Annotated in this window: 17 protein-coding genes; 13 read left to right on the top strand and 4 right to left on the bottom strand. The window is 65.0% G+C overall.

The features are described 5' to 3' along the window. The first annotated feature begins 68 nt into the window (after positions 1 to 68). From E2484_RS16005 to E2484_RS16015, 3 genes are all read left to right on the top strand, one after another. Positions 69 to 368, top strand: a complete 300-nt coding sequence (locus E2484_RS16005; RefSeq protein ID WP_137286186.1) for a hypothetical protein — start codon at positions 69 to 71, stop codon at positions 366 to 368. 110 nt (positions 369 to 478) lie between these two features. Next, positions 479 to 772, top strand: a complete 294-nt coding sequence (locus E2484_RS16010; protein WP_137286187.1) for a hypothetical protein — start codon at positions 479 to 481, stop codon at positions 770 to 772. Between the two features lie 110 nt (positions 773 to 882). Then, on the top strand, positions 883 to 2,094 hold the full coding sequence (locus E2484_RS16015; protein WP_321112675.1) for a glycoside hydrolase 5 family protein: 1,212 nt from the start codon (positions 883 to 885) through the stop codon (positions 2,092 to 2,094). A 31-nt stretch (positions 2,095 to 2,125) separates the two neighbouring features. Here the strand turns inward: E2484_RS16015 and E2484_RS16020 are convergent, their stop codons facing one another. From E2484_RS16020 to E2484_RS25085, 3 genes are all read right to left on the bottom strand, one after another. Beyond that, a complete protein-coding gene (locus E2484_RS16020; protein ID WP_137286188.1) occupies positions 2,126 to 2,449 on the bottom strand; it encodes a tRNA-binding protein in 324 nt (107 codons plus the stop codon). A gap of 489 nt (positions 2,450 to 2,938) precedes the next feature. After that, a complete protein-coding gene (locus tag E2484_RS16025; RefSeq protein WP_170977381.1) occupies positions 2,939 to 3,526 on the bottom strand; it encodes a right-handed parallel beta-helix repeat-containing protein in 588 nt (195 codons plus the stop codon). 275 nt (positions 3,527 to 3,801) lie between these two features. Beyond that, positions 3,802 to 3,945 (bottom strand): hypothetical protein, encoded by a 144-nt coding sequence (locus E2484_RS25085; protein ID WP_170977382.1) that lies wholly within the window; start codon positions 3,943 to 3,945, stop codon positions 3,802 to 3,804. A 162-nt stretch (positions 3,946 to 4,107) separates the two neighbouring features. On the opposite strand from E2484_RS25085, the gene E2484_RS16030 reads away from it, so the two are divergent. The 10 genes from E2484_RS16030 to E2484_RS16075 all read left to right on the top strand — a co-directional run bounded on the left by E2484_RS16030 (position 4,108) and on the right by E2484_RS16075 (position 18,854). Next, positions 4,108 to 6,000 (top strand): DEAD/DEAH box helicase, encoded by a 1,893-nt coding sequence (locus tag E2484_RS16030; protein ID WP_137286190.1) that lies wholly within the window; start codon positions 4,108 to 4,110, stop codon positions 5,998 to 6,000. A 79-nt stretch (positions 6,001 to 6,079) separates the two neighbouring features. Then, positions 6,080 to 7,147, top strand: a complete 1,068-nt coding sequence (locus tag E2484_RS16035) for a right-handed parallel beta-helix repeat-containing protein (RefSeq protein ID WP_137286191.1) — start codon at positions 6,080 to 6,082, stop codon at positions 7,145 to 7,147. A 135-nt stretch (positions 7,148 to 7,282) separates the two neighbouring features. Then, positions 7,283 to 10,837, top strand: a complete 3,555-nt coding sequence (locus tag E2484_RS16040; RefSeq protein ID WP_137286192.1) for a PKD domain-containing protein — start codon at positions 7,283 to 7,285, stop codon at positions 10,835 to 10,837. A gap of 64 nt (positions 10,838 to 10,901) precedes the next feature. After that, positions 10,902 to 11,954, top strand: coding sequence for a hypothetical protein (locus tag E2484_RS16045; protein ID WP_321112676.1), 1,053 nt, complete (start codon positions 10,902 to 10,904; stop codon positions 11,952 to 11,954). An 857-nt stretch (positions 11,955 to 12,811) separates the two neighbouring features. Further along, entirely contained in the window at positions 12,812 to 14,098 is a 1,287-nt protein-coding gene (locus E2484_RS16050; RefSeq protein WP_137286364.1) for an ABC transporter substrate-binding protein, read from the top strand. Between the two features lie 10 nt (positions 14,099 to 14,108). Beyond that, positions 14,109 to 15,020 (top strand): branched-chain amino acid ABC transporter permease, encoded by a 912-nt coding sequence (locus tag E2484_RS16055; RefSeq protein WP_321112677.1) that lies wholly within the window; start codon positions 14,109 to 14,111, stop codon positions 15,018 to 15,020. After that, positions 15,017 to 16,009: a branched-chain amino acid ABC transporter permease gene (locus E2484_RS16060; RefSeq protein ID WP_137286193.1), complete on the top strand. Its 993-nt coding sequence runs from the start codon at positions 15,017 to 15,019 to the stop codon at positions 16,007 to 16,009. The genes E2484_RS16055 and E2484_RS16060 overlap by 4 nt, the downstream gene beginning before the upstream one ends. 74 nt (positions 16,010 to 16,083) lie before the next feature. Further along, positions 16,084 to 16,446, top strand: coding sequence for a DUF7522 family protein (locus E2484_RS16065; RefSeq protein ID WP_137286194.1), 363 nt, complete (start codon positions 16,084 to 16,086; stop codon positions 16,444 to 16,446). Between the two features lie 79 nt (positions 16,447 to 16,525). Next, positions 16,526 to 16,954: a CopG family ribbon-helix-helix protein gene (locus tag E2484_RS16070; RefSeq protein WP_137286195.1), complete on the top strand. Its 429-nt coding sequence runs from the start codon at positions 16,526 to 16,528 to the stop codon at positions 16,952 to 16,954. Between the two features lie 61 nt (positions 16,955 to 17,015). Next, positions 17,016 to 18,854, top strand: a complete 1,839-nt coding sequence (locus E2484_RS16075; RefSeq protein ID WP_137286196.1) for a hybrid sensor histidine kinase/response regulator — start codon at positions 17,016 to 17,018, stop codon at positions 18,852 to 18,854. Here E2484_RS16075 and ctaD read toward each other — a convergent pair. Further along, positions 18,851 to 20,581 carry a cytochrome c oxidase subunit I gene (gene ctaD / locus E2484_RS16080; protein ID WP_137286366.1) on the bottom strand — a complete coding sequence of 577 codons (1,731 nt, stop codon included), beginning with the start codon at positions 20,579 to 20,581 and terminating at the stop codon, positions 18,851 to 18,853. The genes E2484_RS16075 and ctaD overlap by 4 nt on opposite strands. Positions 20,582 to 20,820: the final 239 nt, after the last annotated feature.

Raw genomic sequence — 20,820 nt, forward strand, 5'->3', positions numbered from 1 at the left:
TCGGCCGACTTCGGCGCCGCGCGGACACGACGCATCGCTCGACCACCGAACTCACCCGACTCAGACCAATGCGACACACGCAGTACACGCTCGAATTGCCCAAGCGAACGACGTTGCGAGACGCCGCCGCCCGGACGGTCGAGGCGACCGCTCACTGCGCCGCGACCGCGGCAGTCGTCCTCGCCGCGACAGCGGCCTTCACCGCGGGTGCCACGACCATCGCGCTCGCGCTCGCCGTCGTCCTGTCGACCCTGCCCGCCCATCCCGTCGCCCTGTTCGCGGCCGCCGCGACCGCCGTCGTCGTGGCCTCCGCGCTCCCCCTGCTGGCGCTGCTCTCGGCCCGCGTTACGCTCCGGCGACTCGACTGACAGGACGGACCGTCCGTCGGTCGAATCAGCCCAGTGTCCGGGGATAGGCTCTTCTTACGCCGGGTAAGGTGCGCCATAACAATGGAAACGTGGCCCAGAGAACCGATGGCATGGACCTGAAAGACATAACGCGCGGACTGCGAGGCGACGACGAACGCACACGTCAGGACGACCAATCGCGGGCGACGGCCGACTCTCGGCCCGACGGCGCGGCGCAGTCCTCTGTGAGCGAATCTACCGACACTACGGCGGGCCGAACCGACTCCGAGACCGACGGCTCCGGACCCACCGACTCGGACCGCGACGACGAACACGTCTGCTCGTTCTGCCAGACCGAGTTCGACGCCGACCGCGGCGTCTGTCCGGCGTGCGACGCCGAAATCGTCTTCCGGGGGCCGCGGTAGTCGCAGTTCTCACGTCTTCGGGGAAATACGGCGTTATACGGTGCGTAAGCCGGAACCTGTCGTGCAACGTAAGCACACTTTTACACCAGATGATGTCGTGGCAGGCTTCAATGAACCGTCGGCACACTCGTCGGCAGTTTCTGGGGACTAGCGTATCGGCCGGACTCGCGGGGATTGCGGGGTGCGCCGCACCGACTGGCAATCGGCGACAGCAGAGCGGCACCGACGGCGGGGGAAGCCGACCCCCGGAATCGACCACTCCGGACACGACGACCGAGGAGATGGCGCAGGCCAACGCCGAACCGGTAGACGTCCGGGGTGCGCTCTACGTCCCCTCGCGGGCGTGGAACACCTTCCAGATGTGGCACGAGTACGACGAGCAGGTCATCGAGCGCGACCTCGGTTACGCCGAACAGATCAACATCAACGCCATTCGGACGTGGGTCAGCTACGAGCAGTGGGTCGAAGACTCCAGGAAGTTGGAGCAGGCCGTCGAACACTTTCTGACGGCGGCCGACGAGAGAGGGATACGAGTGTTGTTCGGGCTCTTCGAGAGCGTCGGCAAGGAACCTACCGAGCACAACCTCCACAACACCGACCCGCTGACCGCCCCGCCGGTCCAGTCGCCGTCGAGCGAAGTCATCCAGAACCGCAGCAAGTGGGATGGACCGCGGGAGTACGTCCGGTGGTTCATGAAGCGGTGGCGGGACGACGACCGCCTGCTCGCCATCGAGTCGATGAACGAACCGGGGTGGCTCCCGAACATGAAGCGATTCGCCAAGGGGATGTTCGAGACGATGGCGAAGAATCGCGGGTCGGTCCCGTTGACCGTGGGTTCGACCAGTCTCGCCAACAACGCGGACTACGTCGATTGGGGGTCCGACGTGCTCCAGTTCCACTACAACTTCCCGAGCAACCGCGACGTGTACCACGACCTGCTCCCGGACGCCGTCCAACTCGGCGAGGACCTCGACATGCCGGTCTACCTGAGCGAGTGGCAACGCGTCGCCAACTACGGTTGGGGAAGCAGCGAGACGGTGGACGAGTGGCAACCCGACTACGCCTCCATCGCGCCGGTCGTCCACCAGCACGGCGTCAGCAACTTCTTCTGGTCGCTGATGGTGAAACCGGCCTACGTCCGGTACATGCGCAAGCGCGGCATCATCAACGGCCTGTTCCACGAGGACGGCGCAGTCTGGAACGAGGCCGACGCCAAGGCCATCAAGGCGATGTCTGGCGACGCCGAAGTCGAAGTCGACCAGCGCCGCGAGTGGCCCGAGTGGGCGGCGAAGGTCAAACGTCACGCGTTCGGCGGGAACTGAGTTTTCGTCGGGTTGCCGTCGAACAGGGAGTTCAGTACAGTTTCCCGCCGAGCGGTACGTCCTCGTCGGGACCGACCAGAACCGGATGGCCCTCCTCGTCCGGCACGCCGACGGTCAGCACTTCGGACTTCTCGCCCGCGATGCGGACCGACCCGAGGTTCGTCGCGCAGAGGACCTGCCGACCCACGAGGTCCGCGGGGTCGTAGTTGTACCCCGTCTGGGCGACCGACTGGACCTCCTCGTCGCCGAGGTCGATTTGCAACTTCGCCATCTCGGGCTTGTTCGTCTCGGGGAACGACTCCGCGTCGAGAACTTCGCCGACGCGAAACGTGGTGTCGAACAGGCTTTCGGACATGGCGAGGGTGTACGCAGTCGGCCGACTTAAAATCCCAGTCGCGCTTCGCCCGCGTCGGTGGAATCCGGTCGGTGGTCGTCGGAGTACGAGGGGGATTAGGGACCGTTTAAACCGACGGATTCGGGGTGGTTTCCGCTCTTCGGCGCGCCCCACCGTCTGGGATTCGGTAGTGGCGATTACGCGAGCAAGAGACGGAAGCAGGAGGGAGCTAGCTACTCCGCGAGTCGGCCAGACCGCACAGCACCCCACGGCGACCGCGAATCTCACGTCTCCCCAATCTCGTCTCCACGATGACGCCGGCACGCGCCGGGGACTCTCTTCCGTCGAACGCAACCGTCAGGACGCTCAGAGACATATATATAATTCTAATGTAATCAAATGTATTTCTTTAAAGAACGTCTAGTAGGGTACGAGAACGCGCTGCTCGTGCGCGGCGCGGTTGCGCCAACACGCACGGGCGTCGTGAACGAAGTAACTCGGTCGTCGCACTCACTCCTCGCGCTTGATTTCGATTTCGTTGTCCGAGAACTCGTTGTTCGAGAGCGTCACGTTCTCGCCCGGGGCCGAGATGCCGACGAGGTTGTCCGATATGGTGCTGTTTTCGACCGTTACCTCGGTGGCGTTCTCCAGTCGGACGCCGTAGGCGTTCGAGTAGGTTTCGACGTTCTGGACCGTCGCCGACCCGCCCGTGACGAGGACGCCCACGTGCCAGTCGTCCACCGCCACGTTCCGAATCGTGACACCCTCTGCGTCGGCGACGACGATACCCTTGGTGTGACTCTCGCCTCTGCCGTCTACGAGGTGGCCGTCGCCGTCGAACGTCACGTCGTCGGCGGTGATTTCGATGCAGGCCTCCGAGATGGGCGTCTTGCCGCCGTTGTCGATGTCGCTGGTCAGGACGTAGGTGCCGGGTTCGTCGATGGTCGTGCAGGAGTCGATCTGGGTCGCCGACTGGTCGGCATCGGTCTCCGTCGCCGCGCCGAACGGGACCGCAGTCGTCAGCACCGTGCCACCGCCGACCACGAGTCCGAACGCGACGACGAGAACGCCGAGCGTGCGTACGCCTCGAAGAGTCATGGTTTCGGCAACGACGGACGGGTAGTTATACCCTCTTGCCAGTTCGACCGTCAACAGTTGCAAACGAAAGAGTAAGTGCGGGCTAAACGGCCGGTAGCGCCGGGCGAGAGAGACACCGGACGAGCGCCACCGGTCGAGCGACGTCGGACGAGAGAGACGCCGGGGAAAGAACCCGGCGAAGCGTCGCTGGCGGGCGCTAACGACCCACGACTCGGGCGCGTCTCGACCGAGCAGGAACCGGCCGAGACGCATCAACGTCCGTCGTTCGTACCGCGTCAGCGTCCGTCGGTTCGGCACTCCTCGCAAACGGCCACCTCGGCCGAAATCGGCCCGTCGTCCGGAGCGACCGGCAAGACCGTTATCGGAACGTACTCCCGGCAGTACGCACAGCGTTCGATGGCCGTAATTCCCGTATTCATATCTGCCCCGACAAACCCCCACTACTCAAAGCTTACTCTGATTGTCAACCTACAGAGATAAAACTTGTGGCCATCTGTTGGAAAAACAAGGTCGGATTCAATGGAAATTGATCGGCTTTTGTAGCAAAACCCGTTTATATACCATGCCCCTAATGCGGTCCGATGACCGACCCCGAGGACTGCGTCGGCGACACCGAGAGCGACGACCCGAAAACCGACGACCGGACGAGCGAGAGCGCCGGGAGCCTGGACGTAGAGGCGTTCCACGACGCCGTCGAGCAGTTCGAGCGGCCCGTCGTCACCGCCGAGGAGGTGGCGCGCGCGCTCGACCGCTCGCAGGCCGAGACCGACGACGCGCTCTCGGGCCTCGCGGAGGGCGTGGGCGTCGAGCGACTCGACGTGTCGAACGACCCCGTGGTCTGGTACCCCACCGACTGGGGGAAACTGGCCGACCGCGAGCGCGTGGTCGTCTTTCCGAAGCGCCGCGAGTTGGTCGTAGACCAACCGAGCCAGTTCACCCGCGCGCAACTCTCGCAGTTCGCCCACCTCGTGGACACCACGCGCGACGGCGGCTACATGTACGAGATTCGCCAGGAGGACGTGTGGGCCGCTCCGTTCGACGACTTCGGGGACCTGCTCGGGACCGTCCGAGACGTGCTTCCCGACCGGTCGCCGCACCTCGAAGAGTGGATAGAGAGCCAGTGGAAGCGCGCCCGCCAGTTCGTCCTCCGAACGGACGAGGAGGACGGCTACGTCGTCCTCGAAGCCGCGAGCGAGGACCTGATGGGCAACGTCGCGCGCCAGAAGTTGGACGACGGCCAGTTGCGCGCCCCGCTCTCTGACACCGAAAGCTGGGTCGCCGCGGAGTCGGTCGCCGAGGTGAAGCGAATCCTCTACGAGGCCGGATACCCCGTGCGCGACGAGCGCGACCTGGAAACCGGCGAGGAACTGGACGTGAGCCTGAGCCTCCAACTCCGGGACTACCAGCAGGAGTGGGTCAACCAGTTCGTCCAGACCAAGTCGGGCGTCCTCGTCGGTCCGCCGGGGAGCGGGAAGACGGTGGCCGGAATGGGCGCGATAGAGGCCGTCGGCGGCGAGACCCTGATTCTGGTGCCGGGCAGGGAGCTCGCCAGCCAGTGGCACGACGAACTGCTCGCCCACACCACCCTCTCGCCCGACCAAATCGGCGAGTACCACGGCGGCACCAAGGATGTTCGCCCCGTCACCATCGCGACCTACCAGACCGCCGGGATGGACCGCCACCGACAACTGTTCGACCAGCGCGAGTGGGGGTTGATCGTCTACGACGAAGTTCATCACGTTCCGTCTCGGGTCTTCAGACGGTCCGCGGAACTTCAGAGCAAGCACAGACTGGGCCTCTCGGCCACGCCGGTCCGCGAGGACGACAAGGAAGAGGAGATCTTCACCCTCATCGGCCCGCCCATCGGCACCGACTGGGACGCGCTCTTCGAGGCCGGATACGTCCAGGAACCCGAGGTTCAGATTCGCTACGTCCCGTGGGACGACGAGACCTACCGCCACGAGTACGGAACCGCCGACGGCCACGAGAAGCGCCAAATCGCGGCGAGCAACCCCGCGAAGGTCGAGGAAATCCGACACCTGCGCGCCAAACACCCCCACGCGAAGACGCTGATATTCGTGGAGTACCTCGACCAGGGCGACGAGTTGGCCGAGGCGCTCAACGTCCCGTTCATCTCGGGCGAGATGCGCCACGCCCGGCGCCAGCACCTGCTACAGGAGTTCAAGTCGGGCGAGCGCGACACCTTGGTCGTCTCTCGCGTCGGCGACGAGGGCATCGACCTGCCGGACGCCGAACTGGCTATCGTGGCCTCCGGACTCGGCGGGTCCCGGCGACAGGGCGCACAGCGCGCCGGCCGGACGATGCGCCCGACCGGAAACGCCCGACTGTACGTCCTCGCCACGCGCGGCACGACCGAGGAGGACTTCGCGCGACGACGAATGCAACACCTCTCGGCGAAGGGAGTTCGCGTGACCGAGCAGAGCGCCGAGGCGGTCGAGGACCGCACGCCGTGAGCGAGTTCCGCCGTCGATAATCCGGGTTACGCGTGGAGAACGGCCGAATAACGAGGGGTTCCGGGATGGAACTGGGTGTATGCACCGCGCGCTCGTCGTCTTCGGTCTCCTGATTCTGGTCGTACCGCCCGTGCCAGCGGCGACTGCCTCGGCCGGGACCGACGCCGACCAGTCGGCGAGGAGTATCGACTCCTGCACGACCATCGACGAACCGGGCCGGTACGCGCTCTCGACCGACCTCCGGAACGTCTCGGCCGGGCAGTGCATTCGAGTTCGGGTGAGCGACGTAGAACTCGCTGGAAGGGGCCACCTCGTGGACGGACGAGGAGCTTTCGGCACCGCGGGGGTCACGGTCGGGACGTGGGCGCGCGCGGTCTCGAACGTCACCGTTCGGAACCTCACCGTCACCGACTGGGACGACGCCGTGCGACTGACCGAGGCCGACCGCGGCACGCTGTCGAACGTGACCGCCGCAGAGAGTAGAGTCGGCGTCAGACTGCTGAGCGCGAGCGAGAATCGACTCGCCGACGTGCGTGCGACCGACAACGCGGTTCACGGCGTCTCGCTACTGGACGACAGCGACGGGAACGTCGCGGCGAACGTCACGGTCGCCGGAAACGCGCTGTTCGGCGTCCACCTCGCGGCCGACTCGTCGGGGAACGCGGTCCGGAACGTGACGGCGCGGGACAACGAGTACGGCGTCGTCGCGGTCGGCGCGTCGGGCAATCGCGTCGTCGGCGGGTCGGCGACCGGGAACCGAATCGCGGGCGTCTGGCTCTCGGCCGCCGACGGAAACGTGGTCGCCGACCTCCGACTCACGAATCGGTTCTACGGCGCGTTTCTCGCCGACGGAGCGACGAACAACACGCTCCGGGGCAACGACGCGGCGGACAACGCGGTCGGGTTCCGCCTCCGGAACAGCGACGGGAACCGCCTCCGGCGCAACGTCGCGTCGGGCAACCGGGACGGGGTCCTGCTCATCGAGAGCGACGGGAATCTGGTCGCGGAGAGTCGCGTGGTCGAGAACTTGCGCGGGGTCTCGCTGCTGGCGTCCGACGACAACCGCATCCGGGGCAACGAGATGCGTGAGAACCGACGGGACTTCGTGACCGCCCGCGGGAGCCAGAACAACAGCGTGCCGGGATAGGCCGCGGCTACCCGTCGGTACGTCGTCGGTGAGCGACAGTTACGACTCGTTTACACGGGCGTAGCATTCTGTAGAAGACGCCGCAGAGAGTCCATAACAAAGGGAAATACCGGAATACGGACCGATAGCAACGAGATGAACACCGATAGAACCACGATTCTGAGTCTCGCGCTGACGGTGCTGTTAGTCACGTCGGCGCTCCCGCCCGGCATCGCGGGACTGGTTGGAACGGCGAGCGCAGACCACGACGGTTCGCCGGTGTACACCGTCAAGCAACCCGGTACGTCGGTCTGTTACGAGGTGAAGCCGTACTCCTACGACCACCCGAAGATGGTACCGGAGGTCGAGGTCCGGGGCGAACTGGAGTACTACCCGGGGCCGCCGGAAGCGGACGTGTACGGGGACTACAGGGATCCCGACTGGAACGGGTTCGAGTCCATCGAGTCCCAGATGGACTACCGATACCGGGACGACGGGCAAGGACAGACTAGCTACTACGCGCCGTATCTCAACGACCAGTACCGAAACGAGGACTGGGAGTACGCGACCTACGGCAAGTACAACTGGTCGGCGAACGGCGAGAGCCACCTGTTCTTCTACGAGAACCCGAACGGCGAGGTGAGCCTCGTCATCCGTCACGACCGGCTGTACGAGGAGACCGGCACCTCGTCGCACAGCCCGTACAACGGGGTACACGGTCCCCACGAAGGATTCCTCGAACCGTCCCCCGGCGGCGGCACGGCCGACTGGACCTTCGACGACCTGCCGTCGGGCGAGTGGGCGTACATCGACGACATGTACCCCCGCGAGGAGATCGACGACAGGTACGTGGACGGGAGCGGTACCCGATACGGTCACCGCGAACTCGCGGAGAACAGCACCGAATTCGAACCCCTCCGCGCGTTCGACGGCGGTTACTTCGACATCCACTGGGAGTGGGGCCACAACGGAACCGACGGCGGCGCGTACCGCGGCTTCCACAACCTCGAAGAGGGCGAGAACGTCACTATCGACGCCGAGTTCACCGGCGACATCCAGCGTTGGGCCGTGCGCCACAACGCGGGCCACGACGACGTGGACGGCGAGATGAAAGACCTCCAGATGGACCAGCCAGTCATCATCGAGCGCGGTGCCGAGTGCCTCGACGCGAACGTCGACGCCGACGCGGACACCATCGAAGCAGGCCAGAGCGTGACGTTCACCGCCGACGATAGCGCGGACGAGTTCCGGTGGGACTTCGACGGCGACGGCGAGACGGACAACACCACGCAGAGTCCGCGGTTCACGCGCACCTACGAGAGCGCCGGAAGCGAGCAGGTGACCGTGACGATGTCCGCCGACGGCCAGAACGTGACGGCGTCAACGACGGTCGAGGTGAAGGCCAGTGAACCGCCGACCGCCGACTTCACCGTCGACGACGACGTGGGCGACAGCGAGTACCACGTCGTCGGCGAGACCATCACCCTCAACGGGTCGGCCAGTTCCGACAACGTGGCGCTCGCCGACAGTTACGAGTGGACCATCAACGGAACGTCGAAGAGCGGCGAGCGAGTCCCGCACGCTTTCGACTCGCCGGGCGATTACGACGTGACCCTGACCGTGGCCGACCGAACTGGAAAGACCGCCAACGTGACCAAGACGGTGACTATCGTGGCCGAGGACGACCCGAACGCGAGTGCCGAGGCGAACCCCACGGAAGTCGAGGCCGGAGCGCCGATAATCCTCGACGGGAGCGAGAGCAGCGACGAACACGGGAGCGTCGAATCCTACGAGTGGAGCGCCCCCGGCGGTAACGTGGACGACGCCGACCCGAGCGACCCCGAAGCCAACGTCACGTTCGGTTCGCCGGGCGACTATCGGATCAACCTGACCGTCACGGACAACAACGGCAACACCGACACCGACGGCGTGGCCGTCACCGTCACGAACGGGAGCGACCCCAACATCACGAGTTACTCCATTCCGAACGAAACGTCCGTGAGCGAGACCGTCGAAGTGTCCGCAGAGGCCACCGACAACAGCGACAGGTCGCTCACCTACACGTGGACGTTCCGGCAGGCGGGGAGCGCAGACCAGCGAAACGGTGCGAGCGCGAGCTACACGTTCGACAGCACCGAACCCGCCACCGTCCAACTCGTGGTCAGGGACGCCTCCGGCCGAGCGGCGGCGACCGGCCGGGTTCCGATAGAAGTCACCGACAGGCCGAACGCGGAACTCTCGGTGCCGGGCGAGACCCGCACTGGAGAGACGGTGACGCTCGACGCGAGCAACTCGACCGACGAACTCGGCGAAATCGTCGAGTATCGGTGGGACTTCGACGGGAACGGTTCGGTCGACGAGACCACCACCAGCAACGCGACGGTGACCCACGAGTACGGGAGTTCCGGGAGTTACGACCCGGTCGTGACGGTCGTGGACGACGACGGGAACACCGACGACGCGTCGGCCAGTATCGAAGTCGAGTCCGAGGAGAAGGCCGCGACCGGTGGCGGCGGTGGCGGCGGTGGCGGCGGTGGTGGCGGTTCGACCAGCCTCGGCCCGCCGCCGGTCGTCACCCAGACCGAACGGACCGGCGCGAACAGCGTGGCCATCGACGTGCGCAACGCCCGGAGCGACGAGACCATCAAGGCCGACCTCGACGCCGGTGGCGTGGCCAACCGGACCGGAGTCGACTTCCGGACCGTGGCGGTGGACGTCTCGCGCGACGACACCCACGTCGTGTTCGAGGGGTCGGCGAGCGCCGACGCGCCCGACGACGCCACACCCCTCGACTCGACCGACGAGACGCTGGCGTATCTCGAACTCGACTCGCAGTATCTCGACACCCAGATCGAGAACGCGACGGTCGAGTTCACGGTCCAGCGGTCCGCGCTCGGCCCGCTCGCGTCCGGGAACGACGTGGCGGTCTACCGGTACGACGCCGGGTGGGAACGACTCGACGCGACCGTCGTGGAACCGACCGACGACGCCTTCCGACTGAAGGCAACGACCGGCCGACTCGGGACGCTCGCGGTCGGGGCGAATCGACCGCTCTCGGTCGCCGACGCCGGGCTAGCCAGCGACACCGTGGCGACCGGCGACGACGTGACCGTGAACGCGACTGTCGAGAACACCGGAACTGCGGACCGGAGCGCGACGGTGAACCTCACGCTCGACGGAAGTACTATCGCCTCCGAGACGGTCGAGGTGGCCGCGGGCGAGTCGGCCAACGTGACGCTCTCGGGGACCGCCCCGTCGCCCGGTAGCTACGACGTCGCGGTCGGCGACACCTCGGCCGGGAGTCTCACCGTCAAGGAGACGATTCCTGCCGACACGTCGGTCGTGGACGTGTCGCTGAACGGTTCGACCATCGCGGCGGGCGAGCAGGTCGAAATCACGGCCACGGTCGAGAACACCGGCGGCGAAGCGGGCGAGCAGGCGGTGACGCTGACCATGTTCGGCGAGGAGTTGGCGACCCGGAACGTGACGGTGCCCGCGGGCGAGACGGCCGAAGTCACCTTCGTCCGGCAGGTGAACGCGGCCGGGAACTACACGGTCGACGTCGAGGGGAAGACGGCGACTCTCGGCGTGACGGCGGCCGAGGACGACGGCGTCCTCGGCAACGAGGCCCCTAACGTCCCCGGGTTCGGCGTCGGTGCGGCGGTCGTCGCCCTGCTGGCCGCAGTGGTGATCGCCCGGTTGCGGAACTGAGCGACCGGCCGGCGTCCCCTCCGGCACACAGTGTTTTCCGTCTCACTGTCGTACCCGACGTGGAATGAGTAGGGACGACGAGACCGAATCGTTCGGCAGTGGTGAGTCGTCAGACGGTGGTGGGTCGTTCGGTGGTAGCGAGTCGTCCGGCGGCAGTTCGAGGCTGGTCGAGAAGAAAGAGAGGCTACGGGAGTGGTTGCTCCTCGACGGGAATCGGCTGGTAGTCGCTGGCGGCGTGCTGGTGGTGGTTCTCGCCGTACTGGTCGCGGTCGAGCGACTCGGATGGGTTCCGATGGAACGCACTCAGCCGATGTACTACGTGTTCAGCGCGCTAATCAGCGGGAATCTCACGCTGATTACGGTCGTGGTGTCCATCAACCAGTTGCTCCTCGGGCGAGCGTTCCACTCGCCGGGGGAGCTCGAATCCGAGATTCGGAACGTCATCGAGTACCGACAGGAGGTAGAGGACCACGCGGGCGAAGTCGCGCCGGTGAAACCCCAGGGCTTCCTCGAACTCCTCTTCGAGAACACCCGCAAAGAGACCGAACGAATCGACGGGATGACGTTCGGCGCGGTGGGCGAAGAGACGCGCTCGGCGGTGGACGACGTGGTGAAGTCGCTGACCGACCACGCCGACCGCGTCGTGGACCTCCTCGACGATTCGAGCGCCGGCACGTTCGACGTGCTGTCGGTCACGCTGACGACCAACTACGCCAACGAAATCAATCGGATTCGCCGGATTCGCTGGCGACACGGCGACGACCTGCCGGAGTCGGTGATGGAGGCGCTCGACGACCTCATCGAACACCTCCAGAAGGTGGACGTGGCGCGCCAGTACTTCAAGTCGCTCTACCTGCAGGAGGAACTGTCGGCCCTGTCGCGGATTCTGCTCTACGCCGGACTCCCCGCGGAGTTGATTTCGGTCGTCGTCCTCCTCGGGTTCACCGCCGACCAGGGGTCCGCGCTGACCGACTCGCTCCCCCTGCTACTGCCCGTGACGGTCACGGTGGCGTTCCTCCCGCTCGCGATACTGCTGTCGTTCATCGTCCGCACCGCGACCGTGACCGAGCGCACGGTGGCGACGATTCCGTTCACGACGCCGTCCCAAGAGCAGTGAGGAGCGCCTTAGGGGTTCGAGAGTGGAGCGACCGGAAGCGGTCGGGACTGGACTTCGAGACATGGCATGCACTCGCTCTTCAAACCGTCTCTTGCACTCGTCTCCACTCGTGGGGTGCGGTCGGCGCGTGCTGGCTCGGTCTCGCGGTTTGAGACCGGGCCAAGGCGCGCGAGGGATGAGCATCGCAGGCCCGTGGCCGAGAAGCGGAATCGGGTGGGGAGGGTGTGGCTCTGGCGGTGCTGTGCGGGGCGGTACTCCTTGGTTCAAGGGGTAGCTAGCTTCTTGTAACCTTTTCTAGTGTACAGTGCTATGTAGTGCAGTTTCAGTGACCTAAAAACCAGGAATGAGTTATTTTGACACCACTGTAAATATCTGTAACACTTAAATTCAGGTATCAAAATAATATAAATGTATTTCCAGTAATCGGTTTTTGGTTGAGTAGATGGATATAGAAATGTTAGAGCCATCTATAAGCACTATTAGACTCATCTTTAGCGGCCAAGGAGACGAATTCTAATCCTAAAGAAGCTAGCTACCCCTTGAGCCAATCATACCGCACCCGCACCGCAACCGCGGACCACACCCTTCCCACCCGACTGCGTTGCTCGCTCCGCTGCGCTACTCGACCCTCCCGCACATGGGCGTGACCCAAGACCGCGGGCCACGCCAGCGCGCGGCAGATGAATTGGGCGGCGAGAGCGTCGAGAGAAGAGAGAACGACGAAACCCGGCGTACCCGCGTTTTCGACGCCGAGTGACACGTAAGCCGAGATTTATCCGCCCGCCCGTGGCCCGAACCTGTCGTACCACCGAAGCGTATTAGGCGGATTGGGTTGACCAACCCGATGGTGGGGGGAAATGCAAACACGTACCACACGACGGTCAGTGCTGAAGGCGCTCGGCGCGGGCGGCGTCGCGGCGACGACGACCGGACTACTCCAGCAGGGCCAGACGTACAGAATCGGGTCGGCAGTGTCGAACTCCGGCGACCTCGCGGTGTACGGCCAGCGTCACGAACGCGGGATGAACCTCGCGCTCGACCGCGTGAACGAGGCCGGACTGAAGGACGGCGGCGAGTTGGAGGTGTCGCTCGAAGACACCGCCAGCGCGCCGCAAACCGGCGTCAGCGCGGCCCAGAAGTTGGTCAATCAGGAGGGCGTCCCGCTGTTGATAGGGGCCGTCTCCAGCGGCGTGACCGTCGCCATCGCGCGCTCGGTCACGATTCCGAATCAGGTCGTACAGGTGAGTCCGCACAGCACCAGTCCGCAGATTACGACGCTGGACGACGACGGCTACGTCCTCCGGACCGCGCCCTCCGACGCGTTTCAGGGCGCGGCGATGGCGCAGTTGGCGCTCGACGAGGGCATCGAGTCGGCCGCTGTCATACTGGTCAACAACGACTACGGTCGGGGCTTCGCCGACGTCCTCAAGTCGCGCTTCGAGGCGGGCGGCGGCACCATCACCAACATGGTACCGTACAACTCCGGAGAGGCCTCGTATCGCCCGCAACTCAATCAGGCGTCCCAAGGCGACCCCGAGGCGATCATGTTCGTCGCGTATCCGGAGTCGTTCACCACGATGGCCCGCCAGGCGTTCGAGATGGGACTCAAAGACCAGGTGCAGTACGTCGGCGCGGAGAGTACCCTCGCCGAACCGATCAAGGAGAACGTTCCGGCGAGGGCGCTGAACGGGATGATAGGCACGACGCCGAGCGCGCCGACCGAGAGCGACGCGTGGGAGTCGTTCGTCTCGGCGTTCCGAGACCGCCACGACACCGAACCGTCGGTCTGGGCGGCCTACTCCTACGACGCGACGATGCTGTCGGCGCTCGCTATCGAGGCCGCCGACGAGTTCGACAGTTCGGCGCTCCGGGAGACCATCTATCCCGTCTCTCGCCCCGAGGGCGAGACCGTCTCCTCGTTCGAGACCGCCAAGCAGGCGCTTCAGAACGGCGATCAGATCGACTACTCGGGCGTCTCCGGGTCCATCGACTTGAACGAGGACGGCGACGTACCGGGCACCTACCAGTGGTGGCGGTTCGAGGACGGCGACTACCGGATGCAGGGGTTCCTCGACGTGGAGCAAGATTCGGAGACGACGACGGAGACGGCAACGGGGACAGAGACGACGACGCAGGGACAGTAGGACTCGGCCGATGGCTAGCCTCCTCCAGTTGTTCGTCAACGGGGTGATATTCGGCAGTATCGTCCTGCTCGCGTCGATAGGTCTGTCGTTACTCTACGGCATCGGCAACTTCGCCAACTTCGCCCACGGAGAGTTGCTGACGGTCGGCGCGTACGCGGCCTTCGTCGCCAAGGTCACGATGGGACTCCCGTTCGCGGCGGCGCTCGCGGTCAGCGTCGTCGCCACCGCACTCGTCGGACTCGTACTCGACCGAGTGCTGTTCGTCCGCCACCGGGACTCCTCGTCCATCGTCCTCCTCATCGTCACCATCGGGGTCGCGCTGGTCCTCCGAAGCCTGATTCGCATCGTCTGGTCGAACCAACTCCGGTCCTACGGACTCCCGCTCCGGCGCGGCGTCGAACTGGTCGATTCGACCGTCCCCGTCGCGGGCTACGACCTCCTTCTCCGACTGCGAATCACGCAGGACGGCCTGACCATCGTCGGGGTCGCCGCGGCCTTCGCGCTCGGGACCCACCTCTTTCTGACCCGGACCAAGATGGGCGTGGCGATGCGCGCGACCGCCGACAATCGCTCGCTGGCGAAGGTCACGGGAATCGACACCGACAGGGTTCTCCGGGCGACGTGGGGCCTGTCGGGCGCACTCGCGGCGGTCGGCGGCGTCTTCCTCGGCGTCCAGACCGGCGTCATCATGCCTCGGATGGGGTTCAACGTCCTGCTCGTCGCGTTCGCGGCGGTCATCCTCGGCGGCATCGGAAGCCCCTACGGTGCGATGGTCGGCGCGTACGTCATCGGCATCGCCCAGGAGATGTCCATCGCCATCCCCGGCGTGAGCGCGAGCTATCGGGCCGCGGTCTCGTTCCTGATTCTGGTGGTCGTGCTGCTCGTCAAGCCGGACGGCATCGCGGGAGGACAGTGGGGATGACGGGCGCTGGCGGCGACCTCGTGGTTCTCGCAGGGTTAACCGGTCTCCCCGCGTTCCTCGTCAACGTCGCCACCTTCGCGGTCGTCTACGTGATTCTCGCACTCGGCCTGAACCTCCAGTGGGGGTACACCGGCCTGTTCAACATCAGCGTGGCCGCCTTCTGGGGCATCGGCGCGTACACCGCGGCGCTCGTCACCAAACCCCCGAGCGCGCCGACCGCCTTCGGCCTGAACCTCCCCTACCTCTGGGTGGACGTGGCCGGGGTCCCGCTCCCGCTCGCGCCCGCCGTGTTCGTGGGCGCACTCGCGGCCGGGGCCGTCGGTCTCCTGATAGCGATTCCGACTTTGCGCCTCCGAGACGACTATCTGGCCATCGCCACGCTCGGTCTCGCGGAGGTCATCCGACTGGTCCTGACGAACGAGGAGTGGCTCACGCAGGGCGCACGCGGCCTCTCGGTTTCGAATCCCATCCTCGGGATGGACTACTCGAATCTGATTCTGCTCGGAGTCGCGCTCGCCCTGCTCGCGGTCACGTACTGGCTACTGGAGGTCGGCGTGGACAGCCCGTGGGGCCGGGTACTGAAGGCGATTCGAGAGGACGAGACGGTCGCCGAGAGCGTGGGGAAAGACACATTCACCCACAAGACGCAGAGTTTCGTCCTCGGGAGTGCGGTGATGGGCGCGGCGGGCACCATCACGGCGCTCCAACTCAACTTCCTCGTGCCGAGTCAGTTCGGACCGCGGTGGGCGTTCTACGTCTACATCGCGGTCATCGTCGGCGGAAGCGGGCGGAATCGCGGGGCGCTCCTCGGCGGGTTCCTGCTGGCGGTTCTGCTGGAACTCCCGCGATTCCTGCAGGATTTCGTCCCCTTCCAGAGCGTCGTGACGAATCTCCGACTGCTCGTCATCGGTCTGCTGGTCGTCCTCGTCATGACGTACCGGCCGTGGGGATTGCTCGGCGACCCGGAGGCGATGCGCCGGGAAGGGTAGCCGCGTTCCGACTACGGCGCGTCACACCTTCGCCGGCCTAAAAATTATTCACGACGGGGTTCGATTAGAGTGACATGCCCCGCGAACGAGTCGAAGAGTTGGCGGTGTTTCTCCGGGAGACTACCGGAGAGTATCTGCGCGGCGTCGGGTTCTACGACGCCGACGACTACGAGGTGCTGTACGTCAGACCCGACCTGCGGCGCGAAACGCTCGAATCGGAGATCGAGCGAATGGTCTCGCACCTTCGAAACGAGTCTCGCGCCCGCGAACAGCGCGCCTTTCCCTACGGTGACCTCGACGGGACCGTCCGCTCGTTCGAAGACGCCGTGGTGATGCACTTTCCACTCCCGCAAGAACACGGGGCCATCGTCACCCTCGACACCGACGCCGCCCGGCAGTTGAACGAGTTCATGAGCGAGTGCATCAAGCACTTATGAGTGCGAGTTAGTAACACGGCCTTCGAAATCCGGCAGTTGATAACAAAAGCTATTATTTTTCGGACCCTCGATTAATACCATGACCGTCGTCAGCATCTCGATGCCCGACGAACTCCTCGACCGCATAGACGACTTCGCGGACGAACACGGCTACACCGGGCGAAGCGAGGTGTTCCGCGAAGCCGGCCGGAACCTCCTCGGAGAGTTCGAAGACAAGAAACTGGAGGACCGCGATCTGATGGGCGTGGTTACGGTGCTGTTCAGTTACGAGAACACGACCGTCGAGGAGCGGATGATGCACCTCCGCCACGAACACGACGGGTTGGTCACGTCGAACGTCCACAACCACGTCGGTGACCACTACTGCATGGAACTGTTCATCCTCGAAGGAAGCCTCGAAGACATCTCCACGTTCGTCGGCAAGATTCGGGCCACTCAGGACACGCTCACGGTCGATTACTCCGTGATACCAGTGGACGAGGTCGGGCCGATAACCACCGGAGAGTGAGCCGAGGGTGACATGTAACCGACGAAACGTTATTGTAGACGTCGTCCGTCGCTCCGAGTAAATGGCCGCTATCCGGGTTCTGTTGGTAGACGACCGTCCGCCGGTCGCCGATCTCACCGCGACGTACTTAGAGCGAGTCGACGACGACATTTCGGCCCACATCGAGACCAGTGCCGAGGCGGGACTCGAACGCCTCGATGCCGAGTCGTTCGACTGCGTCGTGAGCGACTACGAGATGCCCGAGCAGGACGGACTGGAGTTTCTCGCGGACGTGCGCGACCTCGCTCCCGACCTGCCGTTCGTCCTCTTCACGGGGAAGGGGAGCGAAGAGATCGCCTCGGAAGCGATTTCGGCGGGCGTGACCGACTACCTCCAGAAGGGGAGCGGGAACGAGCAGTACGAAGTGCTGGCCAACCGCATCGAGAACGCCGTCGCCCAGTACCGCGCCCAGCAGGAGGCCCGAGAGGCAAACGAGCAGGTTCGCCGACTACACAGCAGAATCACCGACGCCTTCTACGCGCTGGACGACGACTGGCAGATGACCTACGTCAACGAGCAGGCCGCCGACTTCCTGGAGCGCGACCCCGACGAACTGGTCGGGGAGGACATCCGCGAGGCGTTCCCCGAGGCCGTCGGCGACGAGTTCTACGAGGCCTACACCGAAGCGCTCGAAACCAAAGAGCCAGTCACGCTGGTCGCCGAATCCGTGTTTCAGCCCGGCCGGTGGGTCGAAGAGCGAGTGTTTCCCTCGGAGGACGGCCTCTCGATATACTTTCGGGACATCACCGAACGCAGACGCCACGAGCATACGCTGAACGCGCTCCACGACGCCACCCGCGAACTCATGCACGCCGAAACCGAGCGCGAAATCGCGTCCATCGTCTGCCGAACCGCCGACACCGTGTTGGAGTTTCCCGGAACCGGTATGCGACTCTACGACCCCGAACAGAACGCCCTCGTCAACGTCGCCATCGGCGGCGAGAACGCCGACGAAATCGACGGGCGACCGAAGTTCGGCGTGGAGGATAGCCCGCACGGTCGGGCGTACCGCGAGGGCGAGACGGTCACGGTCGAGGTGGACGAAGCGACGACCGACGACCTCGGTCCCTTCAGTCGCACGATGTACGTTCCGGTCGGCGAGTACGGGATTCTGAGCGTGGGCAAGCACGAAGACGAACCGTTCACCGAATCGAGCGTCCAGTTCGTCGAAATCCTGACCGAGAACGCCCGGGCCGCGTTCGACCGAGCGGACCGCGAGACTCGACTCCGGGAGCGCGAACGGGGCCTCGAAGCCCAGAACGAGCGATTGGAGGAGTTCGCCAGCGTGGTCTCCCACGACCTTCGCAACCCCCTCAACGTCGCGCGAGGCCACTTCGAACTCGCCCGCGAGACCGGCCGCGAGGAGAGTTTCGACCGGGTGGCGGCGGCCCACGACAGGATGGGGTCGCTCATCGACGACCTGCTCGTGTTGGCGCGGAAGGGCCAGACGGTCGGACGGACCGAACCGGTCGCGCTCGCGGAGGTGGCCGAGGGCGCGTGGGCGAACGTCGCAACCGGCGGGGCCGCCCTCGAAGTCGAGGCCCCCGAAACCGTCGAAGCCGACCCGGACCGCCTCTGCAACCTCTTCGAGAACCTCTTTCGGAACTCCGTGGACCACGCGGGCGACGACCCGACGGTCCGAGTCGTCGGTCGAAACGGCGGGTTCGCAGTCGCCGACGACGGACCGGGTATTCCCGAGGGCCAGCGCGACCGACTGTTCGAGTGTGGCCACTCGACCGACGACGGGACGGGTCTCGGACTCTCCATCGTCGAAGGCATCGCCGATGCGCACGGGTGGGAGGTCGAGGTCGGCGAGAGCGAAGCCGGCGGTGTGGAGTTCGTCTTCGAGGTGGAGGGTTAGTCGTCCCCGGATTCGTCGCCGTCGTCGGTGGCGACGCCGTCACCGCCGTCGGTGGCAGTGACCGCGGTCTCGCGCTTGCGCTCGAACCACGTCCACTCCCTGGTCTTGAGACCGTCGTCTTCGAGGTTCCACGGGTCGCCACTCTCGACTTTCCGGCCCTCCAGCCACGAGGTCACGATGTTCCAGACGAAGATTAGCTGGCCGAAGGCGAGGATGAACGTCCCGACTCCGGCGACGAAGTGGAGGTCCTGGAACTGCGGGAGGTAGGTGGCGTAGCGCCGGGGCATCCCGCCGTAGCCGAGGATGAGCAGGGCGAAGAACACCAAGTTCGTCCCGATCATGGTGAGCCAGAAGTGAATTTTGGCGAGGGTACGCTGGTACATCCGGCCGGTGTAGAGCGGGAACCAGTAGTAGATGCCCGCGAACCCGGCGACTGCAATAGCGCCCATCACGATGAAGTGGAAGTGGCCGACCACGTAGTAGGTGTCGTGAAGCACGAGGTCCACGGGGACCGAGGCGAGGAAGACGCCGGTGACGCCGCCGATGATGAAGTTCTGGACGAAACCGATGCTGAACAGCATCGGCGCGGTCAGTCGAAGTCTGCCGTTCCACATCGTCGTAATCCAGTTGAACGTCTTGACCGCGCTCGGTACCGCGATTGCCAGGGAGACGGCCATGAACGACGCCCGGATGCGGGGGTCGATGCCAGTGCTGAACATGTGGTGGGCCCAGACGCCGAACGAGAGGACCCCGATTGCCAGCGTCGAGTAGACGACGAACTTGAAGCCGAACAGCTTCCGGCCCGCGAATCTAGGTAGGATGAGGCTGACGAGGCCCATCGGCGGTAAGACGAGAATGTACACCTCCGGGTGGCCGAAGAACCAGAACAGATGTTGCCACAGCAACGGGCCACCGCCGGGGTTCAGGAAGAACGAGGTGCCGAAGTTGCGGTCGAGCAGGAGCATCACGAGCGCGCTCCCGAGCAGCGGGAACGCGAACAGGATGAGCCCCGACTGGGTCAGCATCGTCCACGAGAAGATGTCGAGGTTCTTCCAGTCGACTTCCTCGCCGCGCTCGGTGAAGATGGTGGCGATGAAGTTGATAGCGCCCATCGTCGCCGAGACGCCAGTGAGGTGGAGTCCGAGCAACATCAGGTCCACGCCGGGGTTCGTCTGCTCCACGGAGAGCGGCGTGTACATCGTCCACGCGGTCTGGGCCGGGTCCACGCCGATACCGAGCGGCGCGAAGAAGAACCCGGCCCAGATGAGGAGCGCGCCCGGCGGGAGCAACCAGAACGCGATGGCGTTGACCCGCGGAAACGCCATGTCGTCCGCGCCGATGAGCAGCGGAATGAAGTAGTTCCCGAACGCCGCCAGAATCGGCGTTCCGAACAGGAACAGCATCGTGATTCCGTGAGAGGTCAACAGCGAGTTGTAGAAGTTCGCCCCGATGACTACCGAGTCCGGCGTGAGCAGTTCGGTCCGCATCAGGAGGATGGCGATGCCGCCCCACGTGAACGCGATGAGACCGTAGAGACCGTAGAGCATACCGATGTCCTTGTGGTCCACGGTCGTCAGCCATCTCGCCAACCCGCCGGGTTTCTCCTGGTGGGTGACCTCCGCGCCTTCGCGGTAGGCACCACCGCCGCCACCGGAGAGCGGCGTGTACGACCGCCAGTTCTCGATGCGCAGGATGAACGCGGCGACGGCGACCAGTAGTACCCCCATGACCGCAGTCAGTACGAGTTGGCCCGCTTCGACCATGTGCCAACGAAAGGCAGAGAGATACGTGGCTTCTCGGTTGGTGTGTGCCAACTCATATCACGCACCGTCGTGTTCACCGGGCGTCCTCGCTACGGCCTTCGGTTCGCCGCTGAAGGCGAGCGGACACGTTCCGCCGTCGATAGATTCGCAAACGGACACCACGACTGACGGCGGATGGAGGAAATATGTTCGTATTTCTAGCA

The organism is Halorussus salinisoli (genome assembly GCA_005239435.1).
In the GTDB taxonomy this organism is placed as follows: domain Archaea; phylum Halobacteriota; class Halobacteria; order Halobacteriales; family Haladaptataceae; genus Halorussus; species Halorussus salinisoli.